This is a genomic window from Paenibacillus sp. Soil787 (assembly GCF_001429545.1).
In the GTDB taxonomy this organism is placed as follows: Bacteria; Bacillota; Bacilli; order Paenibacillales; family NBRC-103111; genus Paenibacillus_E.
The window spans coordinates 57,001-75,613 of the sequence record NZ_LMSP01000016.1 but is presented as its reverse complement, the minus strand read 5'-3'; the positions used below and the strand labels follow the sequence as shown (position 1 = coordinate 75,613).

Annotated in this window: 20 protein-coding genes, 1 rRNA gene and 1 riboswitch; of the genes, 17 read left to right on the top strand and 4 right to left on the bottom strand. The window is 45.4% G+C overall.

Annotation, left to right across the window (positions count from 1 at the left end; translation table 11 throughout):
* Nucleotides 1-94 (top strand): 5S ribosomal RNA (rrf, locus tag ASG93_RS17545); the annotation flags it as partial.
* Nucleotides 95-543: 449 nt separating this feature from the next.
* Here the strand turns inward: rrf and ASG93_RS17540 are convergent.
* A complete protein-coding gene (locus ASG93_RS17540; protein WP_056833843.1) occupies nt 544-1,071 on the bottom strand; it encodes a hypothetical protein in 528 nt (175 codons plus the stop codon).
* Between the two features lie 135 nt (nt 1,072-1,206).
* Here ASG93_RS17540 and ASG93_RS17535 point away from each other — a divergent pair, with 135 nt between their 5' ends.
* The 10 genes from ASG93_RS17535 (at nt 1,207) to rsmI (ending at nt 8,723) form a co-directional block, all read left to right on the top strand.
* A complete protein-coding gene (locus tag ASG93_RS17535; RefSeq protein ID WP_056833842.1) occupies nt 1,207-1,407 on the top strand; it encodes a sigma factor G inhibitor Gin in 201 nt (66 codons plus the stop codon).
* Nucleotides 1,408-1,512: 105 nt separating this feature from the next.
* On the top strand, nt 1,513-3,015 hold the full coding sequence (locus ASG93_RS17530; protein WP_056833841.1) for an aminotransferase class I/II-fold pyridoxal phosphate-dependent enzyme: 1,503 nt from the start codon (nt 1,513-1,515) through the stop codon (nt 3,013-3,015).
* Between the two features lie 40 nt (nt 3,016-3,055).
* Nucleotides 3,056-3,715: a dTMP kinase gene (gene tmk / locus ASG93_RS17525; RefSeq protein WP_056833840.1), complete on the top strand. Its 660-nt coding sequence runs from the start codon at nt 3,056-3,058 to the stop codon at nt 3,713-3,715.
* A gap of 46 nt (nt 3,716-3,761) precedes the next feature.
* Complete coding sequence (locus ASG93_RS17520) at nt 3,762-4,091, top strand: cyclic-di-AMP receptor (protein WP_029198490.1); 330 nt, start codon at nt 3,762-3,764, stop codon at nt 4,089-4,091.
* 86 nt (nt 4,092-4,177) lie between these two features.
* The gene (locus ASG93_RS17515; RefSeq protein WP_029198491.1) at nt 4,178-4,624 is read left to right on the top strand and encodes a YaaR family protein; all 447 of its coding nucleotides are present in this window, start codon (nt 4,178-4,180) and stop codon (nt 4,622-4,624) included.
* A 110-nt stretch (nt 4,625-4,734) separates the two neighbouring features.
* Entirely contained in the window at nt 4,735-5,712 is a 978-nt protein-coding gene (gene holB / locus ASG93_RS17510) for a DNA polymerase III subunit delta' (protein WP_056833839.1), read from the top strand.
* Between the two features lies 1 nt (nt 5,713).
* Nucleotides 5,714-6,517 (top strand): stage 0 sporulation family protein, encoded by an 804-nt coding sequence (locus ASG93_RS17505; RefSeq protein ID WP_047683031.1) that lies wholly within the window; start codon nt 5,714-5,716, stop codon nt 6,515-6,517.
* A 59-nt stretch (nt 6,518-6,576) separates the two neighbouring features.
* Entirely contained in the window at nt 6,577-6,918 is a 342-nt protein-coding gene (yabA, locus tag ASG93_RS17500; RefSeq protein WP_029198494.1) for a DNA replication initiation control protein YabA, read from the top strand.
* Between the two features lie 81 nt (nt 6,919-6,999).
* Complete coding sequence (locus ASG93_RS17495; protein WP_056833838.1) at nt 7,000-7,761, top strand: tRNA1(Val) (adenine(37)-N6)-methyltransferase; 762 nt, start codon at nt 7,000-7,002, stop codon at nt 7,759-7,761.
* A gap of 74 nt (nt 7,762-7,835) precedes the next feature.
* Complete coding sequence (gene rsmI, locus ASG93_RS17490; RefSeq protein WP_056833837.1) at nt 7,836-8,723, top strand: 16S rRNA (cytidine(1402)-2'-O)-methyltransferase; 888 nt, start codon at nt 7,836-7,838, stop codon at nt 8,721-8,723.
* Nucleotides 8,724-8,892: 169 nt separating this feature from the next.
* Here the strand turns inward: rsmI and ASG93_RS17485 are convergent, their stop codons facing one another.
* Nucleotides 8,893-9,147, bottom strand: a complete 255-nt coding sequence (locus ASG93_RS17485) for an AbrB/MazE/SpoVT family DNA-binding domain-containing protein (RefSeq protein WP_028609554.1) — start codon at nt 9,145-9,147, stop codon at nt 8,893-8,895.
* A 369-nt stretch (nt 9,148-9,516) separates the two neighbouring features.
* Here ASG93_RS17485 and ASG93_RS17480 point away from each other — a divergent pair, with 369 nt between their 5' ends.
* Both ASG93_RS17480 and ASG93_RS17475 read left to right on the top strand, forming a co-directional pair.
* Complete coding sequence (locus ASG93_RS17480) at nt 9,517-10,794, top strand: HD domain-containing protein (protein WP_056833836.1); 1,278 nt, start codon at nt 9,517-9,519, stop codon at nt 10,792-10,794.
* A 48-nt stretch (nt 10,795-10,842) separates the two neighbouring features.
* Entirely contained in the window at nt 10,843-11,610 is a 768-nt protein-coding gene (locus ASG93_RS17475; RefSeq protein ID WP_056833835.1) for a TatD family hydrolase, read from the top strand.
* On the opposite strand, the gene ASG93_RS17470 is transcribed toward ASG93_RS17475, so the two are convergent.
* Nucleotides 11,596-12,828 (bottom strand): ABC transporter permease, encoded by a 1,233-nt coding sequence (locus ASG93_RS17470; protein WP_056833834.1) that lies wholly within the window; start codon nt 12,826-12,828, stop codon nt 11,596-11,598. The genes ASG93_RS17475 and ASG93_RS17470 overlap by 15 nt on opposite strands.
* Complete coding sequence (locus ASG93_RS17465) at nt 12,825-13,568, bottom strand: ABC transporter ATP-binding protein (RefSeq protein WP_056833833.1); 744 nt, start codon at nt 13,566-13,568, stop codon at nt 12,825-12,827. The genes ASG93_RS17470 and ASG93_RS17465 overlap by 4 nt, the downstream gene beginning before the upstream one ends.
* Nucleotides 13,569-13,850: 282 nt before the next feature.
* Nucleotides 13,851-14,036: riboswitch (cyclic di-AMP (ydaO/yuaA leader) on the top strand.
* 292 nt (nt 14,037-14,328) lie between these two features.
* On the opposite strand from ASG93_RS17465, the gene ASG93_RS17460 reads away from it, so the two are divergent.
* From ASG93_RS17460 to yabG, 4 genes are all read left to right on the top strand, one after another.
* Entirely contained in the window at nt 14,329-15,468 is a 1,140-nt protein-coding gene (locus tag ASG93_RS17460) for a 3D domain-containing protein (RefSeq protein ID WP_056833832.1), read from the top strand.
* A gap of 209 nt (nt 15,469-15,677) precedes the next feature.
* The gene (rnmV, locus tag ASG93_RS17455; protein WP_056833831.1) at nt 15,678-16,220 is read left to right on the top strand and encodes a ribonuclease M5; all 543 of its coding nucleotides are present in this window, start codon (nt 15,678-15,680) and stop codon (nt 16,218-16,220) included.
* Nucleotides 16,221-16,606: 386 nt separating this feature from the next.
* On the top strand, nt 16,607-17,515 hold the full coding sequence (rsmA, locus tag ASG93_RS17450; protein WP_056833830.1) for a 16S rRNA (adenine(1518)-N(6)/adenine(1519)-N(6))-dimethyltransferase RsmA: 909 nt from the start codon (nt 16,607-16,609) through the stop codon (nt 17,513-17,515).
* Nucleotides 17,516-17,570: 55 nt separating this feature from the next.
* Nucleotides 17,571-18,443: a sporulation peptidase YabG gene (gene yabG, locus ASG93_RS17445; RefSeq protein ID WP_056833829.1), complete on the top strand. Its 873-nt coding sequence runs from the start codon at nt 17,571-17,573 to the stop codon at nt 18,441-18,443.
* The last annotated feature ends 170 nt before the right edge of the window (nt 18,444-18,613 follow it).

Here is an 18,613-nt window from a genome sequence, read left to right as displayed (position 1 = left end):
CCCACGCGTTCCCATCTCGAACACGACCGTTAAGCCCTCCAGCGTCGATGGTACTTGAACCGCAGGGTTCTGGGAGAGTAGAACGTTGCCAAGCACAAGAAAAAGCCTTTTTGAGAGAAATCTCAAGAAGGCTTTTTTGTTGCAATTTAATTGAATTATCCGTAAATGCATGATTATAGGATCGGTTTGTTTTGTGGTTTTGATTTTTGGTTTAGAACCAATGTATGGTTTTAGCTTTCTATGTATATCAAAGTTGTACTGTGTACAACAATTTTGCTGTTTTTTATCCAATCAGGTGGCTTATGTTGTATGTTGTACAACAATTTTAACCTTATTTCTGCCTATGAAGCTATTTTTGGAATATTTGTTGTATTTTTTACAACAATACAGTGAAAACAAGGATTTTCTTGCGTAAATGTTGTAAAAAATACAACTTTGTCTGCATGATTCAACCTAATAGCTACAAGTTAAGACATATCCCATTATTTATAACAAATAAGAGCCCATAGATAGAGGCTCTTATCTACAACATTTCAAGAATAGCTACTGCATGTAGCAAGAAGTGTCCTTACCTGTGATCTTAATCAAGCCAGCTTTGCGGAACGGTCGAAACCGGAAAAGCATCCACAGCCGCGGCATGAGCATCCAGACATGAAAGATTGTGAGATGGAATAACCATTTCTCGGGTATCCATGGATAAAGAAGCGTAATCATTGCAAGGCCAATCCAGAATAAAGTAAGTTGTATTCTGGATACCAATCGTATGGAGGCATTTCCCTCTGGCAAGAATCCACACCAAAAGACACCCCAGCGGTATGACCAGCCTCTCATAGCCATTCCAATCGTAAACTGAAAATAGATCCGGATGAGCAAAGAATGGAAGATAAGAAGAAGCGGATAGCTGACTAAGAGAGGCAGCCAGTTCGTAGGGTCAAAATTGTAAAGGAGCGCTAGTATCAGCAGCATAAAATAAACAATTATTTTATACAGGGAATGATATATTCGCTTCATTAAAGTATAGCTATAAATGGTAGATTGTTTGGAGAGATTTGGCTCCTGTTTGGTTGACATGTTGATGACCTCCGCAAGGCGGTTAGCCTGATATAAGACTATATCGGTACATGCCTTCCAAAATATGAGCGTTTAGCTAGTTTAGGAGAATTGCGATTCGGATATACTAATAGAAAAAGATCGTGGGGTGATCATATGGAGGAGAACCGAATAGGGGTATGTATGATCTGCGAGCAGCAGCGGATTGGCGGAATTCATATTATTAGGGCCTTTATCTGCGATGAGTGCAGCAATGAAATGGTCAAAACGAATGTAAATGATCAGAAATATCCATTTTTTGTGAGGCAGATGAAGAAAGCATTTTATATTGGCAATTCGAAACAATATATGAACTAATGGGAGAAGCTTCTTATGGAAGCTTTTTTTGTTTTTTTAGCGTCAATCCACTACTATAAGGGTATTAAAAAGAAAGCTCAATGAGCTTAGGGGAGTCATATTAACATGAGCAGCCAATATTCAAAACAGTCACCTGCGCCGCTTTTTGAAGCAATGGTCGCCCATCACGATAAGAACCCTGCAAGTTTTCATGTACCTGGTCATAAATCTGGACAAGGCTTATTAGATGAAGGGACAAGCTTCCTAAAGACGGTGATGTCTATCGATTATACGGAAATTACGGGTCTTGACGATTTACATCATGCAGAGGGTGTCATTCGTGAGGCCGAGCAGCTAGCGGCGGATTGCTTTGGAGCGGAGGAAACGTATTTTCTGATAGGTGGGAGTACGGTTGGTAATTTAGCCATGATTTCTGCCGTATGTGGGAAAGATGATATCATTCTGGTGCAGAGGAATGTACATAAGTCGGTCATTCATGGGCTAATGTTAGCCGGTGCCAAAGCAGTGTTCATAGCTCCTGGCATTCATCCGGAATCAGGTGTGGCAACAAGATTAGCTATCGATGATGTTAAGCAAGCATTATTGCAGTATTCGGAGGCTAAGGGGCTTTTTATTACTAATCCTAATTACTACGGTAATGGCGTTAATCTGAAGCCTTTCGCTGAGTTGATGCATGAACATGGGAAGCTGTTGTTGGTGGATGAAGCACACGGGGCGCACTATGGATTTCATCCTGAGGTGCCGGCATCCGCATTATCGCAAGGGGCTGATGCTGTGGTGCAATCCACGCACAAGATGCTAACCGCAATGACCATGGGGGCTATGCTGCATGTCCAAGGACCGCGGATAGACCGACAGGCAATCCAACAATTACTTGCTATGCTGCAGAGCTCAAGTCCCTCTTATCCTATAATGGCATCACTAGATTTGGCTAGGAAGAGAATGCATACGGAAGGCAGGAACTGGCTAGAACAAGGACTAGCTGTTGTAAAAGAGTTCAGGTCGCTGCTTGATGAACTTACCGCATTTGGTTATCATCCAAGAGAGCTTCCGGGAAATCAGAGTCAAGAAATTGAAACTGCAGATCCATTTAAAATAGCCATCTATGATGCGACGAATACGTTATCTGGCACCGAGCTCAAAGAAAGGCTAGAAGCTCAAGACTGCTTTGTCGAAATGACGGACGGGCGCCAAGTGCTTCTTGTATTCACCCCTGCTTCCACCAGAGAAGATATGTTAAGAATTGTCGAAGTATTAACTAACATTTGTTTTGACGTTCCCATACAAAAGAAGGAACTTCAGGCGCCAATCTCGAATATACTTAAATTACCCTACTATACTCCAATCTCTTCACCAGTTGCTTTTGATATGAGAGATATCTCTAAAAAATCACGAGACAGCGCGTTTAGTCAGGTTAGTGTTCAGGGGGCGGTCGGGAAGCGTTCTGCGGATATGGTAATCCCTTATCCACCGGGAATTCCCTATTTATACCCTGGCGAAATCATCTCGGCTTCTGTAGTCGAAGCCTTACTGCAATTGGCCGCAAACGGAATCAAGTTTCAAGGAACCGAATTTGGGGAGACACAAAAGCTAAAGATATACACATAAACCATTCCATGATCTGGTAAAGCAGCATGCAGGAGGAAGCGTGAACGGAATATTTATAACGTTTGAAGGGCCGGACGGCGCTGGGAAAACAACTCAACTTAAGAAATTGGCTGAGGAGCTCAAACAACAAGGGCATGATGTCCTCGTTACGAGAGAACCGGGCGGAACGGCAATCAGTGATCAAATCCGCAGTATTATTCTTGACCCTGTGAATAAGGAGATGGTGGATCAAGCGGAAGTTTTGCTTTACGCAGCATCTAGAGCGCAGCATGTACATCAATTAATTCTTCCGGCACTCGCAGCTGGCCGAATTGTGCTATGTGATCGCTTCATTGATGCAAGTGTTGCTTATCAAGCTTACGGGCTTGGCGTAGATGTAGATATGGTGAAGGCCATCTCGCATTATGCCAGTTCAGGACTACAAGCAACCCGAACATACATCTTAGATGTGCCAGTGGAAGTAAGCTTGGCGAGACTTCACCATAGAGCATCGGGTACGGGCGTGAATGTCCAACAGTTGGATCGCATTGAACAGAAGAATGTAGATTATCACAGCCGGGTACGGGAAGGTTTCCATCAGATTGCAGCTGACCATCCTGAGCGAGTACGAGTTGTAAATGCAAACCGTAACCAAGAGGAGATTGCAAAAGATATATGGACGGATTGTAATCGTTTGCTTGAGGAACATTTTTCCGGTTAAAGCAGAGAATCCATTCTTAGTTTATAATAAAAAGGAGGAATCACCCATGAAACTAGTCGTAGCCGTTGTACAAGATAAGGACAGTAACCGTCTCTCTAATGCTTTAATTAAAGAAGGGTTTCGCGCCACGAAGCTGGCAAGTACCGGTGGATTTTTACGTGCGGGAAACACGACTTTTATGATTGGTACGGAAGATGAGAGGGTGCAAGAGGTCATGCAGGTCATTCGCACCAATTGCAAAATTCGGGAACAGCTTGTTACACCGGTTTCTCCAATGGGAGGAACGACGGATTCCTATATTCCATTTCCCGTGGAAGTTCAAGTGGGTGGAGCCGCGGTTTTCGTATTGCCAGTAGAGCGCTTCGAACATTACTAGGTTGATAAGCGCTGATCCTCGTTAGACAAGGACGGCGATCCCGTTTATCCGAGGTTCAATCAGACATAAACAAGGGTGGATGCGTCTTGAAAATTAATCCGGGGTGGCAGCCCATCGGTAAGAACGTCAAAGTGAATGAGAACGTCCCGCCGCCACAGATGGCCCCCCGGAATTTCTCTGATATTATGCAGCAGCAGGATGAGAAATTCACGCAGGAGCAGTTATCCAAAATGGTGCAGCAAATTACGCTGCAGGGTGACCGCCTGTCGCGGGCTATGACGGTGAGAGAGCTTTTGCAATATAAGCTGTTGATTAAGCAGTTTCTAGAGGAAACCGCTCGCCGCGGTGTTAATTTAAGAGATACGAAGGGCTGGGATCGTCGCGGCCGTTCGAAACGATATAAGCTTTTGGAAGAAATCGATCTTGAACTGCTTTCGTTAGCAGATGAATTGTTAGAAAACGAGCAAGGTCGAATTGAAATTTTGCACAAAATCGGAGAAATCCGAGGAATGCTGATTAACTTGTTATTTTAAAATAGAAGAAAATAGTTGTTTCACGCTATATGATGTTTATATTTCTGGGTAAACACACTCGTCCTGGAAGGACAGTGTAACGTTTATCCTCGGGATGGAGCGTATTTCTAATGTCCTTTCAAGCCATACCGGGGCAAGCGGCGGCCAAGCAGCTTCTGCAGAACGGGCTGCGGCAAGACAAGCTGTCTCACGCCTATATATTTAGTGGGCCAGTAGGGACTGGACGCTCGGAGATGGCTATAGCTTTGGCTAAAGCGATCTACTGTCAGCACGGGACTGAAGAGGCATGCGGCGAATGTTTGGAATGCCGTAAGGTTGAGCATCGTAATCATCCGGATCTACACATAGTTGCGCCTGACGGAGCTTCGATTAAGATTGAACAAATTCGTGAGCTGCAAAAGGAGTTTGCTTACCGCGCTACAGCCTCCGGAACTAAAATATATATCCTGTATCATGCGGATAAAATGACCGTACAGGCTGCTAATAGCCTGTTGAAGTTTCTAGAAGAACCGAACTCACGTGTGGTCGCGATTCTCATTACTGAGAATGGCAATGCCTTGCTGCCGACGATTCAATCGCGGGCGCAGTGGGTTAATTTCACGCCAATGCCACGTGAGCAGATGGTGTTGACGCTTCTGGAAGAGGGGCATCCCGCATCGCTTGTACAGCCCGCCGCACATTTAACGGCAGGATTGCAAGCAGCTAGGGAGTTAATTGCTGCGAATTGGTTTGCAGAAATGAGAACCGTAGTGTTACAATTAGCAAAGGAGACGCTCACACGTTTCCCTACTTCCATGATTACGGTGCAGCAACGGATAGTCAAAACGGAGCTAGCGGATCATATGTCGAGTCTTTTCGACATGTTGATTCTCTGGTTTAAAGATATGGTGCAGTTGCGCCTGGAGCGAAGAGATAAGCTTGTTTATAATGATCAGCTGGACTGGATGAGCTCCCTCGCGTTCAGCCGGGATGTCTCAGTATGGGTGCGTATGATGGAGCAAGCCGTAGATTTACAAAAACGACTGCGTTTCAACGCCAATTCTCAGCTGGTTATAGAGAAAATGCTCGTGGAGATGCAGGGGGTGTAAGATGTATTCGGTAGTTGGCGTCCGCTTCAAGAAAGCGGGTAAAATATATTATTTTGATCCGATTGATTTGCCAATTGAGAAAGAAAGTGCCGTTATTGTTGAAACCGCTCGCGGAGTTGAATACGGCAAAGTGGTTGTTGGAAAGAAGAATGTCAAAGAAAATGACGTCGTTCTTCCTCTCAAAAAGGTGATTCGCATTGCGGATGACTCGGATGCTGATTTGGTTGAAGAAAATAAGAAAGCAGCCAAAGATGCCTTCCAAACGTGTCACGAGAAAATTAAAGACCACAGTCTTAAGATGAAGCTCGTGGACGTAGAGTATACCTTTGATCGCAATAAAATTATTTTTTATTTTACGGCTGAAGGGCGCGTTGATTTCCGCGAGCTCGTGAAGGATTTGGCGAGTATTTTCCGGACAAGAATCGAGCTGCGTCAAATTGGTGTACGGGATGAAGCGAAGATGCTTGGAGGTATAGGTCCGTGTGGGCGAATTCTGTGCTGTTCCTCGTTCTTAGGTGATTTTGAACCCGTATCCATTAAAATGGCGAAGGACCAGAACTTATCGCTTAACCCAACGAAAATTTCGGGATTATGCGGACGGTTAATGTGTTGCTTGAAATATGAACATGATAACTACGAGAGCGCGAAGGATTCACTGCCAACCGTAGGTAGACATGTCATCACTTCTTTTGGGAATGGTAAGGTACTTGGACTAAATATCAAAGAACGTACGGCGAAGGTTCAATTGTTTGACCTTGGTAAAGCACTTGATTTACCTTTCGATGATGTAGTTGAACAGGAGTAGAGGTATAGTATCCAAGGAGGCGCTGGCCAGTAAGCATGCATGGCACTAGAGGTGAAAGCGTGGATAAACAAGACATTTTTGGACAAATAGATGGGATCGAAGAGCGTATGGGTGCCACTTATGCCGAGTTGGGTGCCTTAAAGAAACAAATAATTAACCTCATCGAAGAAAATAAGAGATTAAGCATAGAGAATCAGCAGCTCCGCAAACTGATCCGACAAGAGGAAACGATTGTTGAGCAGCCAGTAGGAGAGGCGGAGGAGCCACTTCCGTTACCTGGAGCAGGTTATGATAATTTGACTCGCTTGTATAATGAAGGTTTTCATATTTGCAATGTGTATTATGGACACCTTCGGACCGAGGGAGATTGTTTGTTTTGCTTATCCTTTTTAAATAAATAAGTGATTTTGACCGTAGGGGTGTATGCCTTACGGTTTTTTTCCATAATGCACAGACTAGAAAGGAAATGACGGAGAATACGTATGAAGCAAGTACATTTAAGACCTACCGAACGAATTGATGATTTATTGACGTATGATTTGAAAATTATTCAGAGTGACGAAGTGTTCAGCTTTTCTCTAGATGCTGTCCTGCTAGGCCGGTTCTGCAGTGTGTCTCCCAAAGGGCGCATGATTGATTTATGTACGGGCAATGGGGTCGTCCCTCTGCTGCTAACAACGCGGACACGCGCTGAGATTTGGGGTGTTGAAATTCAAGAACGGCTCGCGGATATGGCGGTTCGCAATACAACGATTAATGGGTTGGAAGAGCGGCTGCATATGCTCCAGGGGGATCTGAAAACCATTCATGAAACCTTAGGCCATGGCCAATTCGATGTCGTAACGGTGAATCCTCCCTATCTGCCTGTACCTAACGGTGAGCAGAACGCCAATGAGCACTTCGCTGCGGCTCGTCATGAAATATATTGCAACCTGGAAGATGTCATTGCGGCAAGCGCAAAGTTAGTGAAGGCTGGCGGTAAAGTGGCGATGGTCCACCGGGCTACGCGTTTAATCGATATCTGCTGCTTAATGAGGCAGTATCGTCTTGAGCCGAAGCGCATTCGTTATGTGCACGCACGTGCTGGGGAAGAAGCGATGATGGTGTTGATCGAGGGAATGAAGGATGGAAAGCCAGAGATCCGCACCTTACCGCCGCTTATTGTTTATGATGACAATCAAGAGTATTGTAAAGAACTGAAAGAAATTTACTACGGGGGCAGAAGCTCCTTAGAGTTTTCGTAAGAAAACTAGCTTCGGAAGCATAACCTTAGAGTTTTCGTAAGAATAATCATAAAAAAGTGAAGAGGGAAATAACATTGAGCTTGAATGTGCAAAAGAGCTATCGCGAGGATGGAAGCGGCGTAGGAACGCTGTACCTGGTTGCCACACCGATAGGCAACCTAGAAGATATGACCTTCCGTGCGATTCGCACCCTGAAGGAAGTGAGCATGATTGCCGCCGAGGACACGCGGCAAACACGCAAGCTGCTGACGCACTTCGAGGTCGCTACGCGACTCGTCAGCTATCACGAACACAACAAGCAAGCAAGCGGACCCGAACTCGTCCGCTTGCTGCTTGAAGGCCAGAGCATCGCGCTGGTCAGCGATGCAGGGCTGCCGGCTATCTCCGATCCAGGCTATGACCTGGTGAGGATGGCCGTAGAGCAGAGCGTGCCGGTGGTGCCCATCCCCGGCGCGAATGCGGCCCTGTCGGCGCTGATTGCATCAGGCTTGCCGACAGAGCGTTTCACCTTCGTCGGGTTTCTCCCCCGGGAGAAAAAGGATCAGACGAAGGTGCTTGAAGGGCTGCTGCATACGCAGGATACGCTGCTGTTCTATGAGTCCCCGCACCGCGTGGAGAAAACACTTACCCGCATGGCGGAAGTGTGGGGGGAGGAGCGCCGGGTTTGTCTCGCCCGCGAGCTGACGAAGCGGTACGAGGAGTTCCTGCGGGGCACCATCGCAGAGTGCCTCGCGCACTTAGAGCAGTACCCGCCTCAGGGCGAATACTGCGTGATCGCCGAAGGCGCATCGGAGAAGGCGGCCCGCGAAGCAGCCGATGCGTGGTGGGAGGCGATGACGCTGGGCGAGCATACCCGGCACTACGAGCAAAGCGGGAGTAATCGCAAGGACGCACTGAAGTTGGTCGCAAATGACCGGGGGATATCCAAGCGTGATGTATACAATGCACTACTCGAGCGCTAAGGCGCGCGGGAAGTGCAGCGTTCCCGCCACATTCGGCGCTAATTGTTTTCCGGACAAAAAAAGATCTCTAATCCGTGGCCGAAGCCAACAAATTAGAGATTAGAGGAGATATGAAAAAGGTTAGAATTACCAATAGGATAAGTGCTACTTCTATTATATACTACTTTTCTTATTTTGTCACAGGTGTTGGCATTTCTGATAAACAAATATGACAAACAATTTTTCCTTTGAAGTAAGAAACGTTCTCAGCATTACCGCAGAAGATACAAGCAGGCTCATATTTCTTCAACATGATGCGCTCGCCGTCTACATAAATCTCCAAAGCGTCTTTCTCGCCAATACCCAACGTGCGGCGCAACTCGATTGGAATAACAACGCGACCCAATTCGTCAACTTTTCTTACAATTCCCGTAGATTTCATCATATATATAAACCCCTTTCGATTTTATCAAAAATTTATCAATATCGTCATGTTTCGACATATCTTCTTGCCTAATGATACCAACGATTCCCAAAATAGTCAACCATATTTTTGTCTATTTAAGCATGTTATTTAAAAAAAATTAAAATTTGTTTTTGTTTAAAATATGAGAAAAACCAAGTAGAATAAGGGAATGTAAATCATATATTACGTACGTCCTCCTTAGAAAGTTCAAAATTATGAAGATAAAGATTAGCTTATTAGGACAAAGAAATTGGAATATACGTTTCGACAAAATACGACAATAATATCGAGGTAATGAAAAAGAATTGTCGAAATGATTTAAATTTACTAAGATGAGGTTGTGAATGGATGAAGGAAGAGAAGGTTTTTAAAGATCCGGTTCATAAATATATTTACGTGCAGGACAATACGATTTGGGATTTAATTAATACGCGAGAGTTCCAGAGACTGCGCCGCATAAGGCAATTAGGTACTTCTTATTTAACTTTTCATGGTGCTGAGCATAGTAGATTCTCACATTCACTCGGTGTGTACGAAATCACTCGGAAAATTATTTCACAATTCGAACGCAATCACTATGAGGATTGGCCTCAAGAGGAACGTCTGCTCTGCCTTTGTGCGGCATTGCTTCATGATTTGGGTCACGGGCCCTTCTCTCATTCCATTGAAAAAGCTTTCGGAACGAGACATGAAGACTGGTCATGCAGAATTGTCCTTGGAGATACCGATGTGAACAAAGTCCTCAGCCGAGTGTCACCTGATTTCCCGAAAAAAGTGGCGGGCGTTATTTGTAAATCGTATAGTGAAGAAATTGTGGTTAGCCTTGTATCCAGTCAGTTGGATGCAGACCGCATGGACTATTTATTGCGCGATGCTTATTTCACTGGTGTAAATTACGGCACATTCGATCTGGAGCGGATTCTTCGTGTAATTAGACCCTACAAAGGGCATATTGTTGTCAAAGAAAGCGGCATGCATGCCGTTGAGGACTATTTAATGTCTCGTTATCAAATGTACTGGCAGGTATATTTCCATCCCGTTACACGCAGTGCGGAAATTTTGCTGCATAAAGTTTTTGCGCGAGCTAAACATTTATACGAAGAAAATTATACGTTTGGATTTATGGTGGACCCCATTTTGCATCTGATTCAGAATAAAATTTCGCTTGAAGATTATTTGTTATTGGATGAGTCTGTTATGCAGACGATGCTAACTTTCTGGAGTAATGAGAAAGATCCTATCTTGGCCGATATGTGTAAACGGTTTTTGGATCGTAAGTTGTACAAATACAGTACCTTTGATGAGTCTAATCAACGTCAAATTAAGCTGATGGAAAAAGTGATGACTGAGGTCGGATTTGACCCTACTTATTATATGGAAATTGATTTTCCATCGAATCAATCCTATGACGTGTATAGACCGGGGGAAACGGATGACAATTTGCCGATTTTTCTGCTGGATCATAAGGAGACTTTAACGGAAATTACGCATCGATCTGAAATTGTTCAGTCCATCAGTGGCTTCCAAATGGGTAAGCATCATGTTTATTATCCGGAGGAGCTGTTGGAACGTTTGAACGCAACCAATTATCCTGATTTATGGGCACTGCTTGGTGAGCAAGATTAGCTAGAAAAATAAGTGCAGCAGAATATTTCAACTTAAGGGAGAACAAAGATGCTAACGGATTCACACACACATTTAAATGCTGAACAATTTAATGAAGATCAAGATGAAGTGATAGGGCGCGCGCTTGAAGCCGGAGTGACAAGAATAGTGAATGTGGGATTCAATCGAGAGACCATCCCCAGCTCAATTGCGCTTGCTGAGAGGTATGATTTCATCTATTCAACGGTAGGGTGGCATCCTGTTGATGCTATTGATATGATGCCTGGCGACTTAGAATGGATAGAAGAGTTGTGCAAGCATGAGAAAGTTGTCGCCATCGGGGAAATTGGACTGGATTACTACTGGGATAAGTCGCCGAGGGATGTACAGCAGCGGGTATTTCGGGAGCAAATTCGTCTAGCGCGTAAATTGGGGATGCCCATAGTCATACATAATCGAGATGCCCATCAAGATATTTTGCATATTTTAAAAGAAGAGAAGGCCGAGGAAGTAGGGGGAATCATGCACTGCTTCTCAGGAAGCTGGGAGACGGCGAAGCAGTGTCTGAATATGAATTTCCATATTTCTTTTGGGGGTCCAGTTACGTTTAAGAACGCTAGGCAACCGAAGGAAGTGCTGGCGCAAGTTCCATTAGATCGTTTGTTAATTGAGACCGATGCTCCCTATCTGACCCCGCATCCTTTCCGCGGCAAGCGTAATGAAACCGGCTATGTTCGCTTGGTAGCTGAGACAGCCGCGGAAATTCGGGGTATGACTTTGGAAGAGATTGCGGAAATAACAACAAACAATGCAATTCGATTGCTAGGTCTCAAGTAAAATGTTCTTCTCGAACTTACGGCGAAGCACAATGCCGCAGCTGAAAGAAATGAAGATGAGACTGATGAGTGGAACGAGCAGATAGATTGGTGAAGAGCGAATCATAAGAGGAATCGTCAAGATACATAGCTCTAGCAATAAGGCTAACCAAATGATAAAGGCCAATGAACCTGCTTTCGTATTCTGATTGAGCGGATACATCTCAAGCCAGAACGTATAGCGATGAGCGCGCTCGAGTGACGATAACTGGACAAGTGAAATCATAAGGGCAATCAGGAAGATTAAGCTCCTTCCAGTACCGCTGCTTGAAACGGCTATAGCTAGTACACCTAACAAGGTGATACGCAATACGATTGCGAACAGCTCCGTACGCAGCAATGTCTTCATATATAGGTACAAATAGGCAGCATCTTGTCTAAAAGGTATGAACCGTGTAAGCCCGCTGATCCAACTTCGGCGGGCTATTCGCGTTCCCATCTGAGGCACATCGACGAACCAGCTAAAAAAGGCGTAAAGTCGAGCTTGCTGCTGATTTTCCTTGGTGATCAAGTAGTCCCAGCCGATGACGTATTTCGATACGAAATGAATGGCTGCTAACCATACGAAAATGAGTAGCAGTGCAGCACCGCTTGCCCATAAAATGCTGGTGAGGAATTGCAGCGAAATGAGAGCGGTTGTTGCCATCCAGCGAAAGCTAATCGAAGCTAATCTGGTGCGCTCATGAGTAAAACGACTTTCCTGCCAACTAGCTAATAAATTAGCTATCTTTAATAGAAGAAGTAGTGCAAGCATCAGTAAGAAATGCTGCTCTGAAGCGCCGAGGCAGTGGTGATAAAGCGGCCATAAGACCACCCAGGCGATAAATGTCCCAAAAGCTTGAAGTGTCAAACTGTACATGAGTCCGCTTCGGAAATAAGCGCCCATTTGATGTTCGATCCGTAACAAAAACATGCGGTCTGCTTTCCTTACCAATGTACGAATGGGGCTTGAAGAAAGAAGCGGAACGAGCAGCAAAAGCACGATCCATAGATAGGGATAATCTGTCGGAAGACGCTGTAGTATTTTTGCATAATAATAGGAAGAAATGATGACAAGAAACAACACGAGACCGATGAAATTACTACGCGCTGCGTATTGCCAATAGCCCATGGATTCCTTCATATAATGTTCGAATCTTTGCTGCCATAAGGCACGGGTGTTGATGTCCATATTTCTCATAACGAATCCCCTTGTACGAGCTTGTAGAAAATGTCGTCTAGTGACGCTCCAGGGAGTTCGGTTTGCTCGCGCAATTCGACTAGATCCCCCTGAGCAACCATACGGCCTCGGTGAAGGACAACATAGTTATCGCAATATTTTTCAATTGTAGACAAAATATGCGATGAGATGAGGAATGATGCTCCTTTGTGTTTCATTTTGACCATTAATTCTAGTAAGGAACGGATCGCTAAAGGATCGAGACCGAGAAAGGGTTCATCGATAATATATAACGAGGGTTCAATCAGAAATGCGTTCATAATCATGACTTTCTGTTTCATTCCTTTGGATAAATGGCTGGCGAAGCTGTTCAGCTTGTCCTTCATTTGAAACTGCTCCAAAAGTGAGCTGGATCGAGCCGAATAGTCGTCCTTCGACAAGCCGTAGGCCATAGCGGTTAACTCAAGGTGTTCACGGATCGTAAGCTCTTCGTAAAGCTCAGGACTTTCGGGTACATAAGCGTAGGTTGCTCGATAGGACAAAGGATTTTCAGCTAAAGTTAGTCCGTTGATTCGTATGGATCCTTTTTGCGGTTGAAGAAGGCCGAGAATGTTTTTGATTGTCGTACTTTTACCCGCACCATTAAGTCCGATCAGACCCATCATTTCACCTTGACGAATTGAAAAGGTTAGGTCATGAAGAACGGGTTTATTTGGTAAATATCCCCCGTATAAAGAGTCAACTTGTAGAATGGAGCTCATCTCATTGCCTCCCTGATTAGCAAATTATTGGTATTTATGAATCGTTTTCCTATACGATCATTATAAACAAATTTGTAATTTAAGCCTAGTTTAGGGGTGGAAAGTTGAAAAGAGTTAGTATACGTACGTGATAGTGAGATATAAGTAGAAATAGGGCTATTTTATTGCCTATTTAATCTAATTTTATTCAATTTAGCCCTTTTTAGTAGGTGTTAATCCCTTTACAGGTTAAGATTAACAGCGTAATATACTTTTCATAATAACTTAATAACCAATTTGCCATTTTTCCATTCGCTGAGTTCCATTTATGGGAACGGGGGAACCACTGTAAGCTGAAGAAGCATGCTTCTTGAGTGAACAGAGTGAGTAACAGGGGTGAATCTTTGAGCATACTTCGTATGCTCATAGTAGGGCGACTCTCACGTCCGAATCCGTCAGCTAACCTCGTAAGCGTAAGAGAGGTAACGATTGTCGTGCGTGCTATTTGTGTATTTACTATGCAAAAAAAGCCAGCGAGAAGAGTCCTCTTCTTGCTGGCTTTTTGTCTTCATAAAGGGCTATACACAATTCGGACGACTAAAAATTGCCCGGAATTCATATGAATGTTGAATAGGCAAACTGGTGTGGGACGACCAGAAGGCAGCGGTATAGCACCGTACTGCTGATGGCGAACACGTTAAGTTAAACTAAAAAACCTTAGTCGCGTCAAATCTAATCATGCTGTAACCTGGCGGCGAGGCTTTGAAGGAGGACCGAAGAAGTGGGCAGTATCTCTATTAGCGAGACCCATGTAAAACGATCATCCAGCATGTCCTTCGCATTGCGATGGAAGCATGAAAACTTGCGTTTGATTTTAAGCTTAGCCATAATTTCAATCGCAATGACTTTCATGTTTTTGGTGTTGTTGTACGGTACGGCTACCAAGAGCGTATCCGTGGTTGTGAATGGACAAGAAACTGTTGTGCAAACGAAGCAATGGGTCCTGCAACGCCTACTGGATGAACAAGCCATAAAGATTGGTGAACACGATGAAATTTCTGCTGCGCCAACGACAACAATCAAGGGTGGAGACAAAATTGTCATCGAACATGCCTCACCGATTCAATTGACTGCTGATGGAAAGACCACCACTGTTTACACAACTGCAAGAACGGTAGAAAGTGCATTGCAACGTTTACATATTGCACTTGGGGAGCACGATCGTTTAACTCCCGAACCGACAGCCGCTCTAAGCTCAGGCGATGAAATCAAAATCGTCCGTGTGAAAAAAGAGACGGAGGAAGTAACTGAGCCGATTGCGTTCGATACGGAAAAGAAGAGCGACGCATCGCTGCTCAAAGGCAAAGAGCAAGTCGTCCAAGAAGGTAAAGAGGGCGTACTCTTGAAAAAGAAAGAAAAGACTTTCGAAGACGGTGTTTTAGTCGCGGAAGCAGTTGTGGGTGAAGAAGTACAAACAGAAAGCATTAATAAAGTGGTGTCCGTGGGCACGAAAAACCCTGTAGTTGTTCTTTCTTCGTCGTCCCCTAGTGTGGATGAGGTTTCGAAGAATGGCGTGACTTTTGGGTATAAACAAATCCTGAAGAATGTGAAGTTGACTGCCTATTCCGCAGACGAGGAATCTACAGGTAAGTCCGAAGGATCCCCTGGTTTCGGTAAAACCTATACAGGGACTACCGTGACAGAAGGCCGCACGATTGCGGTTGATCCGAAAGTAATCCCGCTCGGATGGTGGGTTTACATTGAGGGCATTGGCTTCCGCCGTGCTGAAGATATTGGCAGCGGTGTGAAAGGTCAAATGATTGATGTCTTCTTTGAAGATCATGGATATGCCAATAAATTCGGAACGAAGCAAGGGTACACCGTGTATGTGGTAGGACCGAAAAAGCCGTCTGAAAATTAACGTGTAAACGTGTGTCTCAGCGGGAAGAATGTCATATATACGTTGCCAGGTAACAACCTGGGCAAAAGAAGAGGGGACCCCTCTTCTTTTTCTGTTGATATGCGATCGTATAAGTAGTATACATCGCTTCGCATCAACCTTGACAAACGCGCTCGTCCAGAGAGGGCGAAAGTGTCGTTTATCCTTAGCTACTGGGAAGGGAACCGTTTATGATTAAAGAAGTGATCGTCGTCGAAGGCAAAGACGATACAGCTGCTATTCGCCGAGCGGTAGAGGCAGATACGATTGAAACTGGCGGGTCTGCGATAGGGCAAGCCGTGCTAAAGCGTATTGCTCTTGCGCAGCAGCGCAGAGGCGTTATTATATTTACGGATCCGGATCACGCAGGTGAACGGATTCGGAAGATTGTAGCAGCCAAGGTGCCTGGCTGCAAGCATGCCTTCATTACGCAGGAGCAGGCTGAGTACAAGGGTGACATCGGCGTCGAGAATGCGACGCCTGAGACGATCCGTCAGGCTCTTCAGAGCCTCCGTACGGAATATGATGGTGCGGTTTCGCTTTTGACCATGGAGGATCTCATGGCCGCAGGGTTGATTGTTCATGCTGAGGCGGCGTCTCGCCGGCTGATTGTGGGTAAAGCGCTCGGAATTGGCTATTGCAACGGCAAGCAGTTTTATAAGCGCTGTGCGATGTTTCAAATATCGCGTGAGGAATTTGAGGCGGCTTTGGAACATTTGGAAGCTGATAAGTAGAATGGATGTCGATTTCAAGTAAGCCCTTTTGCTGCAAAATCGGTTATTTCTGCCCCGATTGTTGTACAATATACAACAACGAAGGGTGAGAGGCGGGTTCAAGGCAGTAATTGTTGCACTTTCTACAACATCATTCAAATAGACAATATGGATTCGTTCAATCGGCAACCTCAAGTGTGCATAGATGACGATTGTTTCCAATTTAAGATACGTTGATGTTGAACAGAAATTGAATGAATGAACCGACAGTCTCCTTCCTGCGACATTATCCAACTAGATCATATAGCAAGCTCCTGAGCTTGTGACTATGCATACCGAATTTCAGTAGGATGCCATGTTGAATTAAATTATGAAATCCAGAACCTATAGATAATGAGGTTTATATTATGAATGTACCCAACAATGAAGTGATCGTAACAGCAGATGACGTAGCTACACCGAGTAAAACGAAACAAATTATTAAAAGAAATGGTCTAGTGCTCAAAAAGAGCTTAGGTCAAAACTTCCTGATTGACCAAAATATCCTAAGTAAGATTGTCATGGCCGCTGAGCTCGGGCCGAACAAGGCTGCGCTTGAGATCGGCCCTGGCATTGGGGCTCTCACGCAGCAGCTGGCCAAGCTCGCTGGGCGCGTCTTGGCCGTCGAGATCGATCAGCGTCTGCTGCCCATCCTGGACGAGACGCTAGAGCCTTATCCCCATGCTACCGTCGTCCATGGGGACATCTTGAAGACCGACCTGCCGGAATTGTTCCGGCAGCACTTCGAGGGCATGGATGGCGTCAGTGTCGTCGCCAACCTGCCTTACTACATCACGACGCCGATCATCATGAAGCTTCTCGAAGAGAAGCTTCCCTTGGAGAATATCGTCGTGATGATTCAAAAAGAGGTGGCCGACCGCATGGCGGCTCGCCCGGGCACCAAAGATTACGGCAGCCTCAGCATTGCCGTGCAGTTCCACTGTGAGCCGGAGCTTGTCACGATCGTGCCGCGCACCGTCTTCGTGCCGCAGCCGAACGTCGACTCCGCTGTGATCCGGCTGCGTGTGCGCAAAACCCCGCCGGTCGAGGTGGCGGATGTGGACTTCTTCTTCGCCGTCGTCCAGGCGTCCTTCGTCCAGCGGCGCAAAACCCTTTACAATAACCTAGCTGCGCGGTTCTTTACGAAAGAAAACAAGCCCGAGCTGGAAGCGCTGCTGCTTGGCATTAACATAGAGCCATCGCGTCGCGGCGAAACGCTCAGTATGGAAGAGTTCGCGCGCTTGTCGTCGGCGCTTCGCGCGCACGGCTGCAAATAACCCGCACCAAATGCCTAGTTTCGCCATAGAATACCCCTAGGAGGGGATTTGTGCGATGAGGCAAGGAGACTATGTTACCCGTAAATCCTATGGCGGCGACGTCATGTTTAAGATTGAGCGCATAGAGCAGCTGAAGGCTATCCTGCGTGGTGTGGATTATAGGCTACTCGCGGATGCGCCTCTAGCTGATTTGACCATTTCAAATCCGGTTGATGCCATAGATCATCCGCGATCGAGTTCACCCGAATTTCGGGAGTCGCTCCGGCGTCTGGCTGTATCCCAGATGCAGCTGCAGGAGAAGAACCAACTCTCTATTAACCATAATCAAAATGTCAATAAAAGCTATTTCGAAGTGCCTGGCAAAGTGCTGCACCTAGATGGCGATCCAACCTACTTACGTAAAAGTATGCAGATCTATGGGGAATTGCGTATTCCTGCTGAGGGGTTTTATATTCCTGAAGCACAAATGGCGGATGCTCTTCATAGGCTGCTTCCACAAATTAAGCCAGACATTGTTGTTGTTACCGGTCATGACGGGATCCTTAAACATCGCAAAAGTGGAGGTCCATACAGCCTTGCCAGCTATAAGAATTCACAAAACTTCGTGAATGCTGTGCAGGTCGCTAGGCAGTATGAGCGCAACCGGGACTCCATGATTATTGTGGCTGGTGCCTGTCAGTCTCATTTTGAGGCCTTACTGAGGGCTGGAGCTAATTTTGCGAGTTCTCCTGCTCGTATCCTCATTCACGCCTTAGATCCGCTTTGTATCGCGGCTAAACTGTCGTATACTTCCGTGAAGGATACCATATCCATGCTTGATATTGTTGAATTGACAGTCACAGGTCTTGAAGGGTTAGGTGGGGTAGAGACGAGAGGGAGCTATCGCATGGGGGTTCCAGGTATTCAACATACGGAAGATCATGTTTAAATATTCCAATATTACACGTAAAAACAAAATGAACCGACAAAACATACAGTATGCAGCAGCAACACTTACCTGTCATTCGACTCCTTGGAGGAGGCTGACTAGGTAGGTGTTCTTTTTTTAGTGGAAAAGTGTGAATAATTTGCGAACTTTGGAGACAACCTGTAAGAGGG

Coding starts and splice junctions, on each gene's coding strand:
- ASG93_RS17540 (WP_056833843.1), bottom strand. CDS start 1,071: ATGTCAACCAAACAGGAGCCAAATCTCTCCAAACAATCTACCATTTAT.
- ASG93_RS17535 (WP_056833842.1), top strand. CDS start 1,207: ATGGAGGAGAACCGAATAGGGGTATGTATGATCTGCGAGCAGCAGCGG.
- ASG93_RS17530 (WP_056833841.1), top strand. CDS start 1,513: ATGAGCAGCCAATATTCAAAACAGTCACCTGCGCCGCTTTTTGAAGCA.
- ASG93_RS17520 (WP_029198490.1), top strand. CDS start 3,762: ATGAAACTAGTCGTAGCCGTTGTACAAGATAAGGACAGTAACCGTCTC.
- holB (WP_056833839.1), top strand. CDS start 4,735: ATGTCCTTTCAAGCCATACCGGGGCAAGCGGCGGCCAAGCAGCTTCTG.
- ASG93_RS17505 (WP_047683031.1), top strand. CDS start 5,714: ATGTATTCGGTAGTTGGCGTCCGCTTCAAGAAAGCGGGTAAAATATAT.
- ASG93_RS17495 (WP_056833838.1), top strand. CDS start 7,000: ATGAAGCAAGTACATTTAAGACCTACCGAACGAATTGATGATTTATTG.
- ASG93_RS17485 (WP_028609554.1), bottom strand. CDS start 9,147: ATGATGAAATCTACGGGAATTGTAAGAAAAGTTGACGAATTGGGTCGC.
- ASG93_RS17480 (WP_056833836.1), top strand. CDS start 9,517: ATGAAGGAAGAGAAGGTTTTTAAAGATCCGGTTCATAAATATATTTAC.
- ASG93_RS17475 (WP_056833835.1), top strand. CDS start 10,843: ATGCTAACGGATTCACACACACATTTAAATGCTGAACAATTTAATGAA.
- ASG93_RS17470 (WP_056833834.1), bottom strand. CDS start 12,828: ATGAGAAATATGGACATCAACACCCGTGCCTTATGGCAGCAAAGATTC.
- ASG93_RS17465 (WP_056833833.1), bottom strand. CDS start 13,568: ATGAGCTCCATTCTACAAGTTGACTCTTTATACGGGGGATATTTACCA.
- rnmV (WP_056833831.1), top strand. CDS start 15,678: ATGATTAAAGAAGTGATCGTCGTCGAAGGCAAAGACGATACAGCTGCT.
- rsmA (WP_056833830.1), top strand. CDS start 16,607: ATGAATGTACCCAACAATGAAGTGATCGTAACAGCAGATGACGTAGCT.
- yabG (WP_056833829.1), top strand. CDS start 17,571: ATGAGGCAAGGAGACTATGTTACCCGTAAATCCTATGGCGGCGACGTC.